Source organism: Aeromonas sp. 600886, assembly GCF_049174935.1.
Lineage (GTDB): Bacteria > Pseudomonadota > Gammaproteobacteria > Enterobacterales > Aeromonadaceae > Aeromonas > Aeromonas veronii_A.
In genome coordinates this window covers 179,314-199,237 of the sequence record NZ_JAAKUB010000001.1, presented here as the reverse complement: position 1 = coordinate 199,237, position 19,924 = coordinate 179,314, and the positions used below count along the sequence as shown (strand labels likewise).

Below are 19,924 nucleotides of genomic sequence, written 5' to 3'. Positions count from 1 at the left end.
TGAGGGGCCAAAATGGCCCCCTATTCTAAACTTGATTTCGCGTGAAACCTAGCGACTATGCCGGTTGACCGCGCCGGGCACCGAATAGCCGTCTGCGACCCAGATCCACGCCGCCAGCCCCTTGTTGTACCGGCAAGGAGAGCAGCATCTTGAGGGTGCTGCTCACCAGTGCTCGCCCCTCCCCGGCCCCGAGATGGGGATCGAGCGGCGACATCAGGGAGCAGGCCAGCAACTGGCCACTTTCTGGCAATTCACCCACCATAAAGGTCATGTTGCCGCAGGGAAGCTGCAGGGCGAGTCGATCGCTGCTGCTGCGCACCGGCCAAAGCTGATCCGGCCCCGGCAGCACCACCACGCTCAGCATCCAGGGGGTGAGCACACAGCCAAGCCACTGACCTTCAAACAGCACGCACTCCGCCACTATGGGCATGTCCGGGTGATAGAAGGGCAACGCCTGCATCTCTTCGCGAGCGATCCGCTCGTACTGGGCTACCAGCAAGGGTGCTGGATTGGTGGCAAAACCGGCAAACTCCTGTGCCGTCTCCGGTACTCTCTCCAGCACTCTCTCAACCTCGCTTAAATGGGACTGCGCCATAGGCCCTCCCGCGCTTGTTCAGCTTTCTCCTGCTCAGAGAGCGGGATGGCAGGGGCACCGACACTGGCCAGCAGGGTCAAGATCCGATCCGTCGCCTCCCCCATGGCCGCCACCACCACTGGGGTAAGGCCGATGCGCGGTTCGAGGGATTCAGGCTCTATGCCGATCAGAGTGAGCCGCTTGGGCGACTCCCCCGTCATGTGCAGCGCCGAGAGCACGTCCGCCAGCCCCAGCTGATGGGGGGAGATCTTGCGGCCAAACAGGGTCGGGATCTCCTCATCTTTCAGAGTCACTACGGTGCCCGGCGGATTACCGCTGCGCACCGCATCCGCCAGAATGATGTGATCGCGACTGGCCATCGCTTCGAGCAATTCCATGCCGGCGGTACCGCCATCGAGCAGCTCGATGCCGGGGGCGAAACGGTATTCCCGCCCCAGTCCCTCGACAATGCGAACCCCCACCGCCTCATCGCTCAACAGCAGGTTGCCGACGCCCAGGATCAGGATGTTCATCACAACACCTTCACCTGAGTTGTTTCGCCATTCTGGGTATCCACCACATGCACCGCGCAGGACATGCAGGGATCGAACGAGTGGATGGTGCGCACCACCTCCAGCGGTTTGGCGGGATCCGCCACCGGGGTGCCCACCAGCGCCTGCTCGTAGGGGCCGGGCTCGTCATTGAAGTTGCGCGGGCCCGAGTTCCAGGTCGATGGCACCACCGCCTGATAGTTCTCGATCTTGCCGCCCTTGATGACGATCCAGTGGGAGAGCATGCCGCGCGGCGCCTCTTCAAAGCCCACCCCGCGAAACTCCTTGTCCGCCGGGATCTCCGCCTTGATGTAGGCGGTGGTGTCTCCCTTGCCGATGTTGTCCACCAGCGCCTTCCACTGGTGCGCCAGGGTATCTTTCAGCACGCAGCAGCGCACCGCGCGACCGATGATGCGGCCCATGGTGGAGTGCAGCTGCTCAGTCTTGATGGCCGAGCCGGTGAGCGCCTTGTAGATGCCGTTCAACTGATCGAAATGCGCTACCGTCTCCGGGTGCTTGGCGGCGAGTTTCACCAACAAGTCTGCAAGCGGCCCCACCTCCACCACCTTGCCGTAGAAGGTGGGGGATTTGACCCAGGAGTATTTGCCATCATTCTGCCAGCCGGTGTAATTAGGCTCGGTCTTGCCCTCCCACGGCTTGAGGGGCTCGTCATCCTTGTACCAGGCGTGCTTGTTGCTCTCCGCAATACCGTCCATCAGCCAGCCATCCTGATGGCTCTCGATGGGGCGATAACCCGCCAGATTGCCATTCTCGATGTAGCCGCCCGGCATCAGGAAGCTGCCGCCGTTGGCGTCGGTGGGGAGCTCCGGCACGCTCAGGTAGTGCTTGGCCCCCTGCCCCAGACTCAGCCACTCGGGGTAGTGTGCGGCTATGATGGCGGCATCCACCTTGTAGACCTGCTCGATAAACTCGCCGAGCCGGTCGATAAAGCTCTTCACATAGAGCAGTCGCTCGAGATTGAGCACGCTAGGTGCATCCAGATTGATGGGGTTGGCCACGCCGCCCACCGCCAGATTCTGGATGTGCGGGCTCTTGCCACCGAGGATGGCGACAATGCGGTTGGCATCGCGCTGGCACTCCAGCGCCTGCAGGTAGTGGGCCACGGCGATGAGGTTTACCTCCGGGCTCAGCTTCATCTCCTTGTGACCCCAGTAACCGTTGGCAAAGATGCCGAGCTGGCCGCTCGCCACCAGCGCGCGGATCTTGTCCTGCACCTTGGTCAGTTCATCGGCACTGTTGAGGGACCAGGTTGATACCCCCTTGAGCATGTCCGCCGCTTTTTGCGGATTGGCCTCAAGGGCCGCGGTGATGTCCACCCAGTCCAGCGCGGAGAGCTGGTAGAAGTGGACGATGTGATCGTGGATGTTGTGGGCCGCGATGATGAGGTTGCGGATGTACTGGGCGTTGACCGGCACCTTGGCGCCAATGGCGTTCTCCACCGCCCGCACCGAGGCGATGGCGTGAATGGAGGTACATACCCCGCAGATGCGCTGCACTATCATCCAGGCATCGCGCGGGTCGTTGCCCTTGACGATCTCCTCCATGCCGCGCCACATGGTGCCGGACGACCAGGCTTTGGTCACTTTACCGCCTTCGATTTCGCAGTCGATACGCAGGTGCCCCTCAATGCGGGTGATGGGGTCTATGGTGATACGTTGGCTCATACGTTGGCTTTCCCTCGGGCCTGATAATCTTGGTGAACACGTTCAAGTGATGGCAGTACCGGCAAGAGCCGGATCAACAGCAAATAGGCACACACCTCGATGGCAACAAAGCCCAGAGAGATCAGCACCTCCTCCGCGGAGGGGAAGTAGTGGTAGCCATTGCCGGGGTTGAAGGCGAGCAAGGAGTAATCCAGTCGCCAGAGGGCGGCGCCCAGCAGCATGCTGAGGGCCCCCAGGAACAACATGCGCGAATCCCGGCGGCTCTTGTCCCAGTGGAACACCAGCAGCGGGAATATCATCAGCGCGATCTCGCTCCAGAACATGATGGAGTAGCGATTGAACTCGGAGAGGTAGGCCGACTTGTCGTGGATGACGATCTCGGCAAAGCGCAGCGCCACAAACAGGATCAGGAAGATGTCGATCACCTGGGTCAGCTTGTAGAAGAGCGACTTCTCGTTGGGGCCACGCCCCGCCAGTCCCGCCTGCACCAAGGAGCCCTCAAATACCACGATGGAGAAGCCCATGATAAATGCGGTCAGCAGCGAAAAGACCGGCAGCAGCTCGTAGCTTTGCCAGAGCGGATGGATCTTCTCCCCCGCCACTATCATCAACGAGCCCATGGAGGATTGGTGCATGGTGGGCAGCAGAGCCCCCAGCGCCAGCACGAAGAACATGATCTTGTTGAGGCGAATGAGTGACGCCTTCCAACCGAACTTCTCCAGCAGCACGGGAGCGAACTCCAGCGCCATAACCCCGATATAGATGGTCATGCAGACCGCCGTCTCGAACAGCACCGAGGAGGTGTTGAAGTGACCGGGCAGGTAGAAGTACGGCAGGTTCCAGTAACGCCCCACGTCGATGGTGATGGAGAGCCCCCCCAGGGAATAACCAAAGAGGCTCGCCAGCAGCGCCGGACGCACCAGGGGGTGATACTCGCCCCGGTTGAACACGTAGACGGCCCAGGCCAGCGCCCAGCCACCGCACGCAAAACCGGTGCCGATCAAGAGATCGAACGAGATCCAGAGTCCCCAGGGATAACCGCCATTCAGATCGGTGACCGAGCCCAGCCCGAAGACGAGGCGTTTTAAAATCAACATGCCGCACAGCACGGCAAAGGGGGCCAGCACCAGCACAGGCCAGCTGACCAGCTTGCCGCCGAGGGGATACGCCTTGTGATTACTCATGATCCTTGCCTCCCTTTGTGGTGCCCTGATCCTTGATCTGCGCCCTCCCCTGATCATGGCCATCATCGTGATGATGATCGTGACCATTCTTGGTGTTGCGGCGAATGAGCACCGAAAGGCCAGTCAGCACCACCATGGGCAGCACCATCCCCTTGTAGAGGGTGTGCTGGATATGCTCGGAGCGGGCACCGGAGGAGAGCTCCGGCAGATCGGGCATGTCGAGCTTGGTATAGGGCACCCCGGCCAGCACCAGCACCTGGGTGCCGCCCCCCTCTTTCTCGCCATAGACGTAAGGCTGGTAGTTGGGCACCTCGTGCAGGTAAGGGTCGTTGGCAGAGAGGGTCTGGCGCGGATAGGCGTACTCACTGCCCGGAGTCGCCAGCAGACGACGCTTGGCCTCGGCCATCAGCTCCTCGCGGGTGCCAAAGATGACGGCGCCGGTGGGGCACACCTCGACGCAGCCGGGCAACTTGCCCTGATCGATCCGCTCAAGCCCCTTCTGGTTGCAGAGCTCGCACTTGTGGATCGCCCCCAACGGGTTGTCATAGTCATATTTGGGCACATCGAACGGGCAACCCACCATGCAGTAGCGACAGCCGGTGCAGACGCTCGGGTCGTAGTGAACGATGCCTGTCTTGGGATCTTTTTTAAGAGCCTGCACCGGACAGACAGAGACGCAGTTGGGATCGACACAGTGCATGCACTGCTTCTTGATGTAGGCATAGCCATCCACCAGCTGATCCTTGTGCTCGCCAGTGCCGCTCTTCCACACCTGAATGATGTTGTTGGTGTAGGGGGTCAGCTTGTCGTTGTTGGACCAGGTTTGCGCCCCGGCTGGATTGGCCGGATTGCCGTTAAGGCGCTGACACTCCGCCACACAGGCCTGACAGCCGACGCAAAGGGTGGAGTCATACAACATACCGAGCGCGCCGGGAATGGGCGGCTTGTTCTTGGCCGCCGCCAGTGCGGTGCCGGGTACGGCTGTGCCCGCCGCCAGCGCACCGACGGAGGCAAATTTGAGGAAGTTGCGTCTGTTCACGGTTACTCCTCCCGTGATGGGTGCTGCCCGGCTTCGTGGCGCTTCTGCTGGCGACCGAGTTCACGCACCGTCATCAGACTCACCCCCACCAGCACCCCGAGGGCGCCACCGATCAGGCCAGTCGCGGTGGGCGAGGTATAGCCCCCCTCCTGAATTTTCACATCGGGTTTATCCACCCGCGGGGTCGGGTTCTCGACCTTGGCGAGCTGGAAGATCCCCTTGCTGAAACCGACACCCTGCTCGTTGCAGCCATAACAGGGGTGACCGATCCCGACCGGCCAGATGCCGCCGCCCACATCGCAGAACTCCAGGGTCGAGCAGTTGCCATAGGTCTCCGGCCCCTTGCAGCCCAGATGGTAGAGACACCAGCCCTGCCGGTGGCCCTCATCGCCAAACTCCTTGGCAAAACGGCCTGCGTCGAAGTGCGGACGACGCTCGCAGTTCTCGTGGATCAGACGCTCATAGGCAAACAGCGGACGCTTCTTGCTATCCAGCGCCGGCAGCTTGCCGTAGGTGATGTAGTAGGCAACCGTGGTGAGGAAGTTGTGGGGATTGGGTGGGCAACCCGGGATATTGATGATGGGGGTGCCGATATTGCCGAGGGCCTCTTCCAGACTGACGGCACCGGTCGGGTTGCCGCCGCTGGCAGGCACACCGCCCCAGGCAGCGCAGGAGCCGATGGCGATCACCGCAGCCGCGTCGGCGGCAGCACGGCGAATATGGTCGACGATGGGTTCACCGGCCACCATGCAGTAGACGCCGCCATCTTTGAGCGGAATGGAGCCATCCACCACCAGCACATACTTGCCTTTATAGCGCTTGATGGCGTTGTGCTTGTTCTCTTCCGCCTGATGACCAAAGGCCGCCGAGAGTACCTCGTGGTACTCCAGCGAAATGGTATTGAGGATCAGGTTTTCGATGGTGGGGTGCGTGGCGCGCAGCAGCGATTCGGTACAACCAGTGCACTCCTGCGCCCCAATCCAGATCACCGGCGGCCGTTCGGGGCTGGTGAGCGCAGTGGCCATCTTGGCGACGGCATGCTGACTTAATCCCAGGGTTGCGGCCATCCCGGCACACAATTTCATAAAATCACGGCGATTAATCCCATGAGCCGATAAAAAATTATCCTCGACCATTCTAGTTATTCCCGTAGTGAGCACTTGTTTGGTAAATGCTTAATAGGAGAAATGCTAAGGACTCACCCACATCACAGTATTGATCTCTATCAACTTCGACCGGCTTCCCCCTATTTACATAGCGAGCCACATCACAAACAGAATTAATTACCCCCAAAGAGATATTTGGCGAGGAAATAAATTTTATGAACTTAATTGGACAGCAAATAATTAATCACCGGACCAAATACCCTTTTGTTCCCAGTTAAATTAACATGCGGAATGACTGTGCCATGCCGCTTATTTCACAATATTGATACCCGACAATAAATGTTCAATCAAATATACCTTTACTCACTGAATTGCATATTTTACTGGCTTTATATCTGACTCAGCACGGTTTGCAACACCAAATCATGGCAGGAACAAGAGACCCGCTCAACCCTTGCTGCCAGGGCCTTCATGGCAGCATTTCCCGTAAATTCGCGCAGATGGACTCTGCCGGAAAGCACTAGCGGCAGCGCCCCTGGTTGCATCCCCGTCTGTTGAACCTGAGCAGTAAGAAGATGCAGATGATGTATTCATATCGGAGGGTATCCAGATACGCTTTATCATCCGATGTCGAGACGAGTAAAATATCGCGACGGTGGATATGTTTACGCATCATCATGAATTCACATTCAATTTGACGGTAAGATAAACAGTTCATCAGCAGACCATCTGCAACAAAGTGATAATATTTAATTGGCGGCGAACTTGTTTATCAGGTTACAGATGTTACCGCTCACACTCATACTATTTACCTTAACGTCACCTTGACTAATTAACCAAAGCGTAAATATCCCTCTTCATCAGCAACGATGATAATTGTTCTCGTTCAGTAATAGTCAGCAATAATGAGAGAGGGATAAACGGGCCAACCAAGAAAAATCCGTGGACCTTCAGTTGAGCAGTGGCACCGGCAACCGCCACGCCTGCTGGCCAAGCAAGCGCTAACCACTCACGGCAAGGCTCAACGCATCCCATCGCAACATACCTTCCCACTGATCCAGTGTGCTTTGATAGGTATCTGCCGCGTTGTAATGGACCATGGCATGCAGGCGGGCATGATGGCCAAGTCGCTTGACCACATCGGGCATGGTGTTGAGGCTGGCCAGCACCCGCGCCAGATCGCCGGGATCGTTTGGCTGATATTTACGGCAATTCACGTCATCGGTGAGGTGTCGATCCCACCAGGCGCCATCGGCCGGGATCACTACGCATAATCCCGCCGCCATGGCCTCCAGAATGGAGAGACCAAAGGGTTCCTGGTGACTCGTGGAGACAAAAATGCCGCATTGAGATCGGATCTCGTCAAGATTGGCGGGGTTGGCATACCAGTGCGTGTCTGGCAGCTGTGGCTGGGGCTGGCTACAGGGCTGCAGCGTGCCCTTGGGTTGCAGATAGCACACCATCAGCTCGGGGCGAGCATCAGGGATCAGTTGATGGGCGGCCAGCATGGTCTCCAGCCCCTTCCAGCGCAGCAACGAGGCCGCCCACAAAATACGAGGCCCCCCCAGGGTCGCTTTGGGCCAATCAATCTCGCTCAAACCATTGGTAAATGGCTGCCAGTGTGACGGGAACTCGGTCTCGCCAAGCCGGGCCAGCAATGCCGCCAGGGAGCTGCGCGTCGATTCCAGATAAAAGACAAAACTCGCCCGTTGCAAGGCCCTGGCAGAGAGCCCCGAGCACCCCACAGGGCCATGGATCAGCTGAACCACCCGGCACCGCAACCAGCGGGCAGCCCAGTAACAGCAGAGATCCACCCCCGGCCCGGACGCCGCCACCAGGCACTTCACCTCCCCCAATCGCAACACCAGCCAGAGGATCAGCAAGGTCTGCCACCCCTGTTTGAGCAGATAGCCGATGCCGGACTCCCGCCCCTTCAATATGTGGGGCAGCCAAAGAGGATGATGCTGACAACGGGACCAGGAGTCGGGATCTAGGGTCAGCACATGGCATGTGAGCCCGGGCATCCGTTTGGCCAACTCATCGAGCAGCACTTCGGTCGCAACCTTGGAGCCACCGCGAAACGGGATGGGATCCACGACGATGACCTTTCCAAACACCGGCTCAGTTTGCATGCTCATCTTGCTGCTCCCTTACTCTGGTACCTTGCGGCGGCCAAACCCCAACTGCACTTTTTGCGCCACTTTTGCCATCCCACTCGCCAGCATATTGCGACCTCTGGCAAGGAGTCGTTGCCCCGCCCAATGAATGAGTGGTCGGAAGGGTGTGGGGGCCGTTGCGTGCCAACGACCAGCCAGCGCGGCGTCCCACACCGCCGTGACCCCGTCAACGTAGCGCGCCACCGTGAACAACTGCGCGGCACGCAGCTGAGCGGCCCGCCCCATTTCACATCGGCGCTGCGGATTGCTCAATTGCCGCCAGTGATCAGCCATCTCGGCCCACTCCCCCGGGGTTGCCAACAAGCCGGTCACCCCCTCCTCCACCACTTCGGGGATGCCGCCCACTCGGTAGGCACTGACCGGAAGTCCCAACATGCCCGCCTCCGCCAACGTCAGACCAAACACCTCCTCACGGGCGCCGGAGACCAGCAGATCCACCCCGCCCCGCAAGATAGCCGCGCTGTCCGGCCGCTCGCCGAGAAAGTGGACCCGCTCGGCCACCCCGAGCTCGACAGCCAACGCCATCAATGCTTCCCGCTCCGGACCGCTGCCAATAATCAGCAACTGAGCCTCCTCCCCCGATGCCATCAGGGCAGCCAGCGAGCAGATCAGCAGATCAATCCCCTTGCGTTTGATCAGGGAGCCGACGGTTGCGATGATCATATCCCCCGGGGACAAGCCCAGCATGCCGACAACCGGCCAGTGAGCCCCCGCATTCAGACGAGCGGCATCCACCCCGTTGGGTATCCGGATCAACCGATCGGCCGCGCAGCCATCCTGGCGCCAACCGGTCAACACCGGCTCGCTCACCCCGATCAGTACGCTTGCCTGATGGACCCGCAGGCTGAACCTGTCTCTTGGCTGGTAACGGGCATGGAGGTGGCACACCAGCGGTACCTGCAACGCCCGACAGACCCCCGCCAGCCACTGACAAGGGGCCGCGCTGTTGGCGTGCACCAGCCCAATCTGCCGCTCGGTGATGAGCTCTCTGGCTCGCCGTGAGAGGCGCCGATGGGCCGCAAGATCAAAACGGGGCGCCTGCCATCCCAGCAGCAGGCTGAAGGGCTCGACCATGGTTTCTACCCCGAGGGTGGCCGCCTCTGCCGCCAGCGTCGGGCTATTGCACCAGAGCAACGGCGTAAACCGGCTGCGATCGAGGTGGGCCAGCAGATCCAGCAGGCAGCGTTCGCTGCCGCGGATCCAGTCCTCTCCGTAGTGAACCAGCAAAACAGGGGTTGCGTTCATCCTCTTGCTCCCTTTGGTGGCACTGCCGGCAACCGGGTTGCCTCCTGATGATCCTCAGCGGTGGCCTGCACCTCTGTGGCCGCCTGCTGCACGTACTTGATGGCGGCGACGGCCAGCGCCAGTTCCAGATAGATGGGCCAGGTAAACCCCTGGGTCAGGAAGGATCCCGAAATCACAAACCCCACCATGCTGGCCATCACCCCCTGCATCGCCGTGATCACTGCAGGAGGCATGCCAGCGAGCTGGCAACGCCAGCAACTGCGCAGGGTCACCGTCACCATGCCGATAAACAGCGCCAGCCCGACAAAGCCGGTTTCAGCCAGCACCCCGAACCAGGTGGAGTGCACCGCATGATTAAGCCCATCCCAATGGGGGCTGTAGAAGAAGTAGTTGTAATAGAAATTGGACAAGCCCACCCCCACCAGCGGATGGCCCAGCGCCATGCCCCAGGCTGCTTGCCAGGCGTAGATCCGCCCCATGGCCGAGGCATCGACCCCGCTCTCGGCGGCACCGCCAGATGCCCGGTCGCTGATCCCGGCGGCGGCAAACAGCACCACCAGCGCGACCATCCCCAGCGAGATCAACAGGGTTTTCGACTTCACCCGCTGCCAGGCAAACAGGCCACCAACGGCGCAGATACCCAGCAAACCACCCCGGCTCTGGGTGGCGATAATGGCGGCCGCAGTCAGCGCAAAGCCGAGCCCCCCCAGTAAACGCCCCCCCACCCCATTGCCCTGATTGAGCAGCAAGCTCAGCGAAAAGCCGGCAGGAAAGAGCAGCACCAGCGCCAGATCGTTGGGATCCCCCAGCACAGAGCCCAGCTCGCGCCCTATGGTCACCCGGGTCCCTTCCACCAGCCCGATCCCGCTCGCCTTGTTGTAGAGGGCCACCAGCGCCACCAGACAGCCCGCTACCACGAAGGTGCGCACCGCCAGCGCAAAATCCCCCGGGGTGCGCACCAGCCAGGCGGTCGCCAGGGTCATCAGATAGATCTTGCTGTAGCTGCCGGTCCAGGTGGCGATCGCCTCGCCCCGGTTACTGGCAAACAGCACACCAATGGAGACCATCACAAAGAAGGCCGTCAGCCAGCTCAGGGCTGGGCTCCAGTAGGGCTTGATCCGACCGGTCAGCAAAATGTGCCAGACCAGCGCACCGATGGCGGCCAGCGAGAAGAGCAGCGGGATCTTGAGGGGATAGAGCTGGGGGAACACCTCATGCAGTCGAAAGAAGGAGAAGGTGACAAACCCCAGTACCATCAAGAAGGGCCAGCGCAGGGCAAACCAGATGGCGGGAATGGCAAGGCCGAGCACCGGCAGCAGCAAGGGATGGGGCAGCCGCCACCAGAGCAGGGCCAGCACCAGACAGATGGCGCTTGCCCAGATGGCCGGCGTTAGACGAGCCATGATCCTGCCCACCATTGGCCGAGCCAGACCATCGCCAGCGCCCCGAGCGAACTGGCCCAGAGGGTCGAGAGGCGATACGGCAGCGGCAGCAACCGCTGGCTCACCAGATAAAAGGCCAGCGCCCGTACCAGATAGACCAGCAGCAGGGTCCAGATCACCCCGGCGATCCCGAAGGGGGGGATGGCGAGCAGAAAGCCTGCCACCCCAAGGGCGCTGCAGCCCAGATTGATCACCATCTGGGCATTGCTCTTCTCGCCGCTAAAGCAGCCGACATTGAGCAAGTCCGAGACATTGCGCACCGCCATGCCCAGCACCAGCAGCGGAATATAGGCGATCGCCCCGTGATAGCTCTCCGGGGTCAGCCAGCGAATAAGCAAGGGGGCGGTGAGCCCGACAATCCCCGCGGTAACAAACCCCAACACCGACCCCATCACGCTGTAGTGGGCATTGAGTCGCAGTCCATCCGGCTCGCGCAGCAGCATGAAACGGCGGGGATACCACCAGAGAGCAAAGGGTTGCAGCAACAACCCCACCGCCAGCGCGAGCTTGCCCGCAACGGCGTAGTAGGCAAGCAGCGCCTCCCCCACCACATCGGCCAGCAACCAGCGATCCAGTCCGCTCAGGGCAAAGCCTGCCAGCCCGCTCACCACCAGGGGCAATCCATAGCGCAGCAGCGGCCGATAGTGCTGCCAGTCAAAGCGGATCCCGCTATCTCGCCACTGCCAGAGGCTCAGCAGCAGCGCCAGTGCAACGCAGGTCAGGGTGCCGGAAGCCAGCACCCCGCTCACGCCCCATCCGAGCCAGAGCCACCAGCCGGTCAGCACTGACTGGATCACCGCCTTGCCTGCGGTCGCCACGAAAAAGAGCCGCGCCTGATTGCGCATCCGCAGCCATGCCAGTGGCACGCCGATCACCCCTTCAAACGGCAGGGCGCAAAGCACCCAGCGCACATCCGCAAGGCGGGTTTCCACCGGCAGCCAGGCTTGCACCACAGGTGCCAGCAGCCAGAGCAGCACCAGACTGGCCAGGGCGATCAGCCAGACCAGACCAAACATGCGGGCCACTACCTGCTGGCGCTCCTGCTCATCTTTCGCCAATCCGGCAAAGCGGTAGAGGGCATCCACCAGCCCGAAGCCCAAAATAAGGGAACCCAGATTGATGAGGGTCAGCAGCACCTCCAGCTGGCCGTATTCACGAGGCAGCAGCTGATGGGTCAACACCGGCAGCATCAGCAGGGAGATCCCCTTCATCAGGAGCAAGCCGCCGGCGTAATAGAGCATGGCAATCTGGTTCACACCAAGTTTCATAGGGCCTCCCAGCCACCCGAAGCATCCTGCTCCGGGTCAGCTACCGCTAATGCAAAGCCCACGCCACTCACTCCCGCCCTGAAGCGATAGCCCCTCTGTGCGGCTTAACCGGCCTGAACAAGCCCAGAATGAGACTGGCATTTGCGTTTTGCACAACGCTGGCTGCAAATTGCACCGACCGGCGCAATCTGACTCTCCTCTTAGCCCCATTTGGCCCGATCTCGCTGGGGCCGTCCTGTTGGCCCGATCCCTGCTTTCTGCATAGCGAGCAACGGACTGTACCAGAGGGAGAGGTCGCCATGAACACCATCAACCTGCACCGGATGAAAAGCTGGGCCAAACAGGGGGAAACGCCACTGGCCCGCCGGGTATGGCAACTGGCCAAAAGTGCCCGCCACTGGTCATTCCCCGTGATCCCTCCCCTGCATCGGCTGCTTTATCGGCTCTATCTGCTGGGCACCAACGCGCTGGCGACCCTGACCCGCACCCTTTGGTGGACCCCCTTGTTTCAATCTCGCCTCACAGCCCCCGCCCCGCGCCTCTACCTCTATGGCGGCATCCCCTATATCAGCGGTCCGGTCACCATCGAGATCGGCGCCGACTGCCGTCTCAGCGCCGCCATGACCATCAGCGGCCGGGCATCGAGCCAGACACCAAGGCTGGTGATTGGCCGCAATGTCGGCATTGGCTGGCAGACCACCCTGGCGGTGGGCAGCAAGATAGTGCTGGGGGATAACGTCAGAATTGCTGGCCGTGCCTTTCTGGCGGGCTACCCGGGGCACCCGATCAACGCCCGCGATCGCGCCCAGGGCCTGCCGGATCGCGATGAACAGGTGGGGGCCATTGTGCTGGAGCAGGATGTCTGGCTCGGCACCGGGGTGATGGTGATGGCCGGCGTCACTATAGGCGCCGGCACCATTGTCGCCGCTGGCAGCATCGTCACCCGGGATCTGCCCGCAGGTGTGCTGGCAGCAGGTGTACCGGCCACAGTACTGCGCCCGTTGCAGCCACAGGATCACAGCGACCTCGCACACGCCTCGGAGACCTTTGCATGAAACCACACTCACTGCCGCAACTGGTGGTATTGGGAGAGGATTGGGGCCAGCACCCCTCCAGCACCCAGCACTTGATCAAGCGTCTGCTGCCCGATTATCAGGTGCTCTGGGTCAACTCCATCGGCATGCGTTGCCCCCGTTTTACCCTTCATGATCTCACCCGCATCGTCCGCAAACTGGGGGCCGTGTTGCGCGGCGCGCGCCATGCTGGCGGCCAGTCGGTTGCGCCATCAGAGGTCAGCAGCCCCCAGGTGCTGCCGCCGCTCGCCTTGCCACTGCCGGGCAGTCGGCTGGCGGGCAAGATCAATGGCCACTGGCTGGCGGCGCAGATCCGGCGCCAGTTGCCCGAGCTGGATCGCCCCTTGCTCTGGATCTCCCTGCCCAGCGCCGTCGATCTGATTGGCAAGCTGGATGAGAGGGCGGTGATCTACTACTGCGGCGATGACTTCTCGGCGCTGGCGGGGGTAGATCATCAAGCCATTGCCCACTGCGAAGCCCGACTGGTGGAAAAAGCCGATCTGATTCTGGCCGCCAGCCCCGCGCTGGCCAGCCGCTTTCCTCCCCATAAAACCCGGCTCCTCAGCCACGGCGTGGATCTCGAGCTGTTTATGCCCCCCAGAGCGCGGCCGGCGGATCTTCCCTCCGGCCGTCCCATTGCCGGATTTTACGGCAGCCTGAGCGACTGGATTGATATCCCCCTGCTGGCAGAGACGGCTGCCGCCCTGCCTCACTGGGATCTGGTGCTGATTGGCCCGGTCCAGACCGATATCTCCCCCCTCAAGGGGCTCCCCAATATCCATCTGCTGGGGCCCCGACCCCACCACACGCTGGCAGCCTATGCCCAGCACTGGCAGGTGAGTCTGCTTCCCTTTGTCGACAACGCCCAGATCCGTGCCTGCAATCCATTGAAATTGCGCGAGTATCTGGCCGCAGGGCGACCCATCGTCAGCACCGATTTTCCGGCCCTCGATGGCTATCGGGATCAGATCCAGCTCCCCCACGATGGGGAGAGCCTGGCCCAGGCCATCAACCGGGCCGCCTTTGATCAATCCAATCCGGGCTGGTTTCAGGAGAGTGGCTGGGAGGGGCTCACCCGCAGCGAAGGGCGCCACACGCGCCAACAGCAGGTGGCCCTGCAAAGCTGGGATCACAAGGCTGCCGAGCTGAACAACTGGTTGAAGGGGCTGCCCGGATGAGCAGAGGGCTCTGGCTGGTTATCCTGCTCTGCGCCAATGCAGCAATGGCCACGACCCGGCTGGAGGGGCAGACCCCGCTGCCCCTAACCAGTAACCAGACACCCCAGCGGCTCGATCTGAGCACCCAGAACTGGCCAATAGGCAGCGATGATGAACTGGTGATCGAGGGCCATAACCCCAGCGCCCGCCCGCAAACCCTGATCCTGCGTATCGACGACGAGGCCTCGGTCAACTACCGCAGCCGGGTCAATCTGGAGCGGATTGTCGCACCCGGCCCCTTCACCCAGCGCTTTGCCTTGAGCGAGTGGCGCACCAGCCAGCCCAGAGCACTGGCGTTGGACAAACTCACCAAGCTCTATCTCTTTATGGCCGATAACGCCCCCTCAATGACCATTCACCGCTGGTACTGGGAACCCGGTCTGACTCTGCCAGCAGGCACCATTGCGCTGGATCTGGGGGCGGCCGCCGCGCCCCGATTTACCGGCTTTGAGGCCCTGAGCCCGGGGGATCCCCGGCTGATTGGCCATCCCACCCCCATCTTGCGCCCCTCCGGCGATGCCCTTGTGCGCGATGGGCTGCGCAATCTGGATGGCGTACGGCTGGAGGTCGCCAAAGGACGCTACCAGCTCACCCTCTGGCTCGATGATCCCGGCGAGTGGGAGTACCTCCCCCACCCCTTCGAGCGCAGCGTGCTGGTCAATGGCGAGCCCATCTGGGTCGAGCAGTGGCAACCGCAGGAGTGGCTCACGCAGCGCTATCTGGCGGGACAATCCCGCGAGGCACTGCCAAACCCGGATCCCTGGCAGCTGTTCGGGGCACGACAGGGCGGCCCCGTTCATGTCACCCTGAACCACCCAGGCGGCCCGCTCACTATCACACTGGTAGGTCACTCACCGGATGCCAAGTACCTGGCGGGACTGCTGCTTGCCCCCTATCCGGCCAGCACCCGCAAAGAGGCTCTCCCGAATAGTGGAAAAGATCGCGCCGTATTGGCCGACGCTACCGCAAGCGTGCTGACCAAGCAGCGCCAGCTGTTTTTGGAAAAGTGGACTCTGGCCCCCTATTCCCCAACCCCAGCCCCTGCTTCGCAGCAACTGAGCCTCACGCCGATTACGGATGCCGCCCCAACCCTGCAGATCGCCCCACTATCTGCGGCAGATGCGTTGCAGCAGGCTGCGCAACCCGTGCTGGCCGCCCGTGGCAGCCAGCTGTTGCTGGAATTTGCCATCCACGCCGCCACCGACGATCCGGCCCCCTTGCTGGTGATCCAGCCCCCCGAGCAGGCAGGATCGCCGCTGGCGCTGATCCCCTATTACGGCAAGTGGCATCTGGTTCGCCCGCAGGCGAGCGGCACCCTGCTGGCCCCCTCGGATCAGGAGCTGGTCGAGGGGGTCGCCGGGCTCACCCTGCTGGCAGACGTGCCACGGCGTCTGGTGCTGCAAATGACCGTCCCACGCGATGCGCCGGCGGGGCGCTATCTGGGCAATATTCAGCTGCTGAGCCAGCAGCAACTGGTGCAGCTGCCACTGACTATCGAGGTGCTGCCACTGACTCTGCCCGCGGCCAGCAAGCCGGTCGGCATCTATGTTGAAGCGCCCCCCTATCTGAATTGGCTGAACCCCAACCCCGAGGCGTTAAAAGAACAGATCGCCGCGGCCAGTCGCTGCGATCTGCAGCGGCTCGCCAAGCTCGGGATCAGCGGCCTCTCGCCTGCCCTGCCACAGGATGAAGCGGGGATGCGGGAGATCATGGGAGAGGCGGTGGGGCTCGGCTTTGTGCCGCCCCTGCTGGCCTATACCCCGCTCAAACGCTGGGGGGGCGACCCTGCCAGCCAGCTCGAACAGTGGCAAGCGCGGCAACAGGCACTGACCGCCAGCGGCTTGCCCCCGCTGGCATGGAGCCTGTTTGATGAGCCCGATCTTGCCACCCTGCCCGCCATTACCAGCCTGGCGCGGGAGATGAAACGGCGGGATCCGGCGGTGATCCGCGCGGGACACTTCAATCATCCGGGTCAGGTTGGTCTGCTGGCAGAGGTGGAGATTGCCCTGATCAACGCAGGCTTTGGCGCCGACAAGGCCGACGTGGCGCGGGTGCGCCAGCACAAGGTCACCCCCTGGTTTTACAATCTGGGCACCCCGAGAGCCGCCGGGTTCTATCTGTGGCAAAGCGGCGCCGAGGGCTATTTACAGTGGCATGGCCGCATGCCCACCGCCCTGCCCTATGACCCCACCGACGGGCGGGAGAGCGACTTTATGCTGCTCGGCCCGCAAGCCTGCGAGGCGCACCGCCTCTCTCACGATCTGTTGCTGTTGCAGCAAGCCATCGAGGATCTGCGCTGGCTCGCCTGGCTGGAGCAGGAAGCCCGCTATCAGGTGGAGGCCGCCCTGCTGCTGGAGCGTCTGCGGGATCAGCTGCCGACCCGCTGGCTGGTGGCAGAGCAACTGCCCTCTGCCGCCTGGATCCAGTGGCGCCGCGAGATTGAACAACTGGCCAAGGGATTGAAAACATTGCAAACTGGTGCCAACTCATCCTCCTAAAGTGACTGCGTATGGCCAACCAGATTCCCCGCACCACAGCCAAAGACAGCGCCCTGCCCCGCCTGTTGCCCCTTATGTTTCCGCTGCTGATCCTCACCGGTTGCGCCCGTCAGGAGCCGGTCAATGAGACCCTGCCGATCCTCAACCAGTTGCGGGAACAACAAATGGCCGAACAGCCCCAGCTGCAACTGCAGTACCAGAACGCGGAGACGCAACTGCCAGCGGATCAGGAGCAGCAGTTGCATCAGTTTTTGGGACGCAAAGATCCGGCCCGGATTGCGCTGGTAAGCGGCCCCGGGCTGCAAACCGACATGCTGGAGAGTGCGCGGATGGCGAACGTGCGACTGACCGCCCTCACCCGTTTGCTGGGCTCTCGCGCCATTGAGCTGGAGCCACGCTATGACCCCATGCTGGCCCCCAATACCTTGCTGATCCGCATTCTGCCAAACGGTGAACCGGGGTCGGTCACCCCAGCGGCGGCGCAATAAGGCCGAGGCAAGAGGTTGGCAAAGCCACCCGATAGAGGGGATAAGGGGCCAGCCCCCACAATTTGCGCCAACCCTGGGTCAGACGGTAAGAGAGCAGCGGCGGGCTCTGGTGCAACTCGCCTAAAAACATCACCCCCTGACTCATCCCTTCACTCGCCAGCGTCACTGACATCGCCTCGCTATCCGGTGCCACCAGCATGGCCTGCAACAGGCCGTCACAGCGGGGATGGGCCAGCTGATAGCTGACATAGGTGCCGCCCAATACTGGCGTAGCCACCCGCAAGCGCCAGCCCATCTGGACCAGCTCCAGCAGCATGGGCTTGGCTCCCTCGTTAACTGCCCGGTTCTGATAACGCCAGCCCATGGCGGCAGCACTGAGCAGTGCCACCAACAACAGCAGCAGATACCCCCTAGATAGACGCATCATGGCGCCCCCTTAGAAAGAGGATGGTCATCACCAGCAACATGATGGCCCACTGGTAGAGCTGGGCCAGCGAGCCGGTATGCAGCCAGCCATACCAGCGCAGATCCAGGCTCATCAGCACCAACCGCAGCTGATTGGCCCCGATATAGAGCAGGCAGACCAGCAGCAACATGGGCCACTGCCGGTAGAGTGGGCGCTCCGGCGCCAGCCAGCAGCAGGAGACCAGCCAGGAGAGCACCACCAGATAGAGTTGAGAAAACGAGGAGCACCCCTTGAGCACGATCAGGGCATGGCCCCCCAACCGCTCGATGCGATTGCCATCAAGGCGAGTCTCCCAGCCCAGCAGTTGCAACCACTGGCCCACCCCCCAGGCATCGAGCGCCAGCACAGGGCCGGAGAGCAGGGCAAACACCTGCTGCCCCCACAACACCGCCACGGTAAAGGCGAGCACAATCTGCAATACCGCCCGCTCATCGCCACTCTGATGACGGCGCCATAGCGAGGCTACCAGCAACAGACAGGCCAGCGCCTTGCAGCTGGCGCTGGGGATCAGGATCAGCAGGATAAAGAGGGCGAGCACCAGTGGATGCGGACGCCAGCTCGGTGCAACCCGCGATGCAATTTGCCACCAGATAGCAATCAGCAACACCACCAGCAGGTTGAAGTGGCCCATATTGAGCCACACCATGCCCCACTGATTGGCCAAACCAAGTAGCAGCCAGTTGGGTGCCCACTGCCAGGGACGGATCTCCATCGCAACTCCTGCCGGTTATCAGCGCTTTTGACCTCTGACGCAAGTTCTCGCAAGTTCCATGCCTGCCCAGCCTCACCCGGATCAAGCCAAGTCAGAGGATTCGCCAAAGCTGGCACGCTTTATTCATTCCCCCTGCTGGCACTAGCGCCAGGGAGAAGGAGTGAGCAATGAAACTCAAACCGTTGGCAGGGCTGCTGGGGATGTTGTTGGTAACCTCCCCCGCATACGCCTTGACCGAAGTCGATACCGAACTGCAACTGCTGATGGATGTGTCGGGCAGCGTCAGTTCATCGGAATTCAATCTGCAATTACAGGGGTATGTGGACGCCTTTTACAGTCAGGATGTACAAAGCGCCATCCTCGACACCAGTGGTGGCAAACTCGGGTCCATCGCCGTACAGATGATCATGTGGAGCAGCAGCAACCAGCAAAGTCTGATGACCGACTGGTTCCACCTCTACGACATGACCTCCATCAACAACTTCGCCGCCACCCTGGATGCCCTGGTCCGCCCCTATGCGGGGATGACGGCCCCCGGTTCGGCGATGGCCTTTGGTGCCCAGCAGTTTGATACCAACAACTTCACCGCCGCCCGCCAGGTGATGGATGTGTCGGGTGACGGGATCCAGAACAACGGGCTGGATACCTCTACCGTGCGGGATCAACTGCTCGCCTCCGGCATCGATACCATCAACGGCATCACCATAGGTCAGGACTATGCCGATGGGGTGCTGCAAGAGTGGTATGTGGAGAACGTGGCGGGAGGTCAGGATGCATTTGTCATCAATGCCACCACCTTCGCCGACTTTGGCAATGCGCTGGAGCTCAAACTGGCGGCCGAAATTGAGGGGGGTATTATTCCGGAAGGGGCACTGGCCGCCCCCATAGAGGAGATCCCGCTGGCCGCCCAGCTGCTGCTCGGTATGCCGCTACTGCTGGCCTGGCGCTATCAACGCCGTAATCAGGGACGCCTGCAGCAAGCTAACTGGCAACAAACGCCAGCTATCGGCTAGCTAATCATCCCGTGTGTCGCGATTAGGGAGCTATGGCTCCCTGATTTTTTGCCGTAAACATGGCTTTCGGCAGGGGCTGCACAACTTCTGGTTTGAATGCCAGATGAAAATAAAGCTTCACTCTACCAATGCTTTTTCCACCCGACTTTGCTGATCAGCATTATTTTTGTGATCTGGTTGCGTTCT

General features: G+C 61.5%; 17 protein-coding genes. 5 read left to right on the top strand and 12 right to left on the bottom strand.

All coding sequences use genetic code 11. The features are described 5' to 3' along the window. Positions 1–55: 55 nt before the first annotated feature. The 10 genes from hybE to G5179_RS00870 form a co-directional block, all read right to left on the bottom strand. Entirely contained in the window at positions 56–595 is a 540-nt protein-coding gene (gene hybE, locus G5179_RS00915) for a hydrogenase-2 assembly chaperone (RefSeq protein ID WP_421249249.1), read from the bottom strand. Beyond that, the gene (locus G5179_RS00910) at positions 577–1,107 is read right to left on the bottom strand and encodes a HyaD/HybD family hydrogenase maturation endopeptidase (protein ID WP_421249248.1); all 531 of its coding nucleotides are present in this window, start codon (positions 1,105–1,107) and stop codon (positions 577–579) included. The genes hybE and G5179_RS00910 overlap by 19 nt, the downstream gene beginning before the upstream one ends. Continuing rightward, entirely contained in the window at positions 1,107–2,810 is a 1,704-nt protein-coding gene (hybC, locus tag G5179_RS00905) for a hydrogenase 2 large subunit (protein WP_227340659.1), read from the bottom strand. The genes G5179_RS00910 and hybC overlap by 1 nt, the downstream gene beginning before the upstream one ends. Further along, on the bottom strand, positions 2,807–3,994 hold the full coding sequence (gene hybB / locus G5179_RS00900) for a Ni/Fe-hydrogenase cytochrome b subunit (protein WP_421208417.1): 1,188 nt from the start codon (positions 3,992–3,994) through the stop codon (positions 2,807–2,809). Before hybB ends, hybC begins: the two co-directional genes overlap by 4 nt. Continuing rightward, positions 3,987–5,033 (bottom strand): hydrogenase 2 operon protein HybA, encoded by a 1,047-nt coding sequence (hybA, locus tag G5179_RS00895; protein WP_201991513.1) that lies wholly within the window; start codon positions 5,031–5,033, stop codon positions 3,987–3,989. The genes hybB and hybA overlap by 8 nt, the downstream gene beginning before the upstream one ends. A gap of 2 nt (positions 5,034–5,035) precedes the next feature. Next, positions 5,036–6,169, bottom strand: a complete 1,134-nt coding sequence (gene hybO, locus G5179_RS00890) for a hydrogenase 2 small subunit (RefSeq protein WP_005345182.1) — start codon at positions 6,167–6,169, stop codon at positions 5,036–5,038. A 971-nt stretch (positions 6,170–7,140) separates the two neighbouring features. Then, entirely contained in the window at positions 7,141–8,277 is a 1,137-nt protein-coding gene (locus G5179_RS00885; protein WP_421257681.1) for a glycosyltransferase family 4 protein, read from the bottom strand. 12 nt (positions 8,278–8,289) lie between these two features. Further along, the gene (locus G5179_RS00880; RefSeq protein WP_421257680.1) at positions 8,290–9,561 is read right to left on the bottom strand and encodes a glycosyltransferase family 4 protein; all 1,272 of its coding nucleotides are present in this window, start codon (positions 9,559–9,561) and stop codon (positions 8,290–8,292) included. Further along, a complete protein-coding gene (locus tag G5179_RS00875) occupies positions 9,558–10,964 on the bottom strand; it encodes an O-antigen ligase family protein (protein ID WP_421257679.1) in 1,407 nt (468 codons plus the stop codon). Before G5179_RS00875 ends, G5179_RS00880 begins: the two co-directional genes overlap by 4 nt. Next, a complete protein-coding gene (locus G5179_RS00870; protein ID WP_421257678.1) occupies positions 10,952–12,271 on the bottom strand; it encodes a lipopolysaccharide biosynthesis protein in 1,320 nt (439 codons plus the stop codon). The genes G5179_RS00875 and G5179_RS00870 overlap by 13 nt, the downstream gene beginning before the upstream one ends. Positions 12,272–12,570: 299 nt before the next feature. Here G5179_RS00870 and G5179_RS00865 point away from each other — a divergent pair, with 299 nt between their 5' ends. The 4 genes from G5179_RS00865 to G5179_RS00850 are packed head-to-tail and all read left to right on the top strand — an operon-like array spanning position 12,571 to position 17,547. Beyond that, positions 12,571–13,326 (top strand): acyltransferase, encoded by a 756-nt coding sequence (locus tag G5179_RS00865; RefSeq protein WP_421257677.1) that lies wholly within the window; start codon positions 12,571–12,573, stop codon positions 13,324–13,326. Next, complete coding sequence (locus tag G5179_RS00860) at positions 13,323–14,522, top strand: glycosyltransferase (protein WP_421257676.1); 1,200 nt, start codon at positions 13,323–13,325, stop codon at positions 14,520–14,522. The genes G5179_RS00865 and G5179_RS00860 overlap by 4 nt, the downstream gene beginning before the upstream one ends. Beyond that, positions 14,519–17,059, top strand: coding sequence for a hypothetical protein (locus G5179_RS00855; RefSeq protein WP_421257675.1), 2,541 nt, complete (start codon positions 14,519–14,521; stop codon positions 17,057–17,059). Before G5179_RS00860 ends, G5179_RS00855 begins: the two co-directional genes overlap by 4 nt. 11 nt (positions 17,060–17,070) lie before the next feature. Further along, positions 17,071–17,547, top strand: a complete 477-nt coding sequence (locus tag G5179_RS00850; protein WP_421257674.1) for a hypothetical protein — start codon at positions 17,071–17,073, stop codon at positions 17,545–17,547. On the opposite strand, the gene G5179_RS00845 is transcribed toward G5179_RS00850, so the two are convergent. Together G5179_RS00845 and G5179_RS00840 are read right to left on the bottom strand one after the other, a co-directional pair. Then, positions 17,525–17,971 (bottom strand): hypothetical protein, encoded by a 447-nt coding sequence (locus tag G5179_RS00845; RefSeq protein ID WP_421249296.1) that lies wholly within the window; start codon positions 17,969–17,971, stop codon positions 17,525–17,527. The genes G5179_RS00850 and G5179_RS00845 overlap by 23 nt on opposite strands. Next, a complete protein-coding gene (locus tag G5179_RS00840; RefSeq protein ID WP_421257673.1) occupies positions 17,958–18,725 on the bottom strand; it encodes a hypothetical protein in 768 nt (255 codons plus the stop codon). Before G5179_RS00840 ends, G5179_RS00845 begins: the two co-directional genes overlap by 14 nt. A 167-nt stretch (positions 18,726–18,892) precedes the next feature. On the opposite strand from G5179_RS00840, the gene G5179_RS00835 reads away from it, so the two are divergent. Further along, positions 18,893–19,738, top strand: coding sequence for a DUF1194 domain-containing protein (locus G5179_RS00835; protein WP_139433629.1), 846 nt, complete (start codon positions 18,893–18,895; stop codon positions 19,736–19,738). The last annotated feature ends 186 nt before the right edge of the window (positions 19,739–19,924 follow it).

Excerpts from the sequence above, each read along its gene's own strand:
- hybO (WP_005345182.1), bottom strand. The coding sequence starts at position 6,169 with ATGGTCGAGGATAATTTTTTATCGGCTCATGGGATTAATCGCCGTGAT.
- G5179_RS00910 (WP_421249248.1), bottom strand. The coding sequence starts at position 1,107 with ATGAACATCCTGATCCTGGGCGTCGGCAACCTGCTGTTGAGCGATGAG.
- G5179_RS00875 (WP_421257679.1), bottom strand. The coding sequence starts at position 10,964 with ATGGCTCGTCTAACGCCGGCCATCTGGGCAAGCGCCATCTGTCTGGTG.
- G5179_RS00880 (WP_421257680.1), bottom strand. The coding sequence starts at position 9,561 with ATGAACGCAACCCCTGTTTTGCTGGTTCACTACGGAGAGGACTGGATC.
- G5179_RS00835 (WP_139433629.1), top strand. The coding sequence starts at position 18,893 with ATGAAACTCAAACCGTTGGCAGGGCTGCTGGGGATGTTGTTGGTAACC.
- G5179_RS00850 (WP_421257674.1), top strand. The coding sequence starts at position 17,071 with ATGGCCAACCAGATTCCCCGCACCACAGCCAAAGACAGCGCCCTGCCC.
- G5179_RS00855 (WP_421257675.1), top strand. The coding sequence starts at position 14,519 with ATGAGCAGAGGGCTCTGGCTGGTTATCCTGCTCTGCGCCAATGCAGCA.
- G5179_RS00870 (WP_421257678.1), bottom strand. The coding sequence starts at position 12,271 with ATGAAACTTGGTGTGAACCAGATTGCCATGCTCTATTACGCCGGCGGC.
- G5179_RS00860 (WP_421257676.1), top strand. The coding sequence starts at position 13,323 with ATGAAACCACACTCACTGCCGCAACTGGTGGTATTGGGAGAGGATTGG.
- hybC (WP_227340659.1), bottom strand. The coding sequence starts at position 2,810 with ATGAGCCAACGTATCACCATAGACCCCATCACCCGCATTGAGGGGCAC.
- G5179_RS00840 (WP_421257673.1), bottom strand. The coding sequence starts at position 18,725 with ATGGAGATCCGTCCCTGGCAGTGGGCACCCAACTGGCTGCTACTTGGT.
- G5179_RS00865 (WP_421257677.1), top strand. The coding sequence starts at position 12,571 with ATGAACACCATCAACCTGCACCGGATGAAAAGCTGGGCCAAACAGGGG.
- hybB (WP_421208417.1), bottom strand. The coding sequence starts at position 3,994 with ATGAGTAATCACAAGGCGTATCCCCTCGGCGGCAAGCTGGTCAGCTGG.
- G5179_RS00885 (WP_421257681.1), bottom strand. The coding sequence starts at position 8,277 with ATGAGCATGCAAACTGAGCCGGTGTTTGGAAAGGTCATCGTCGTGGAT.
- G5179_RS00845 (WP_421249296.1), bottom strand. The coding sequence starts at position 17,971 with ATGCGTCTATCTAGGGGGTATCTGCTGCTGTTGTTGGTGGCACTGCTC.
- hybE (WP_421249249.1), bottom strand. The coding sequence starts at position 595 with ATGGCGCAGTCCCATTTAAGCGAGGTTGAGAGAGTGCTGGAGAGAGTA.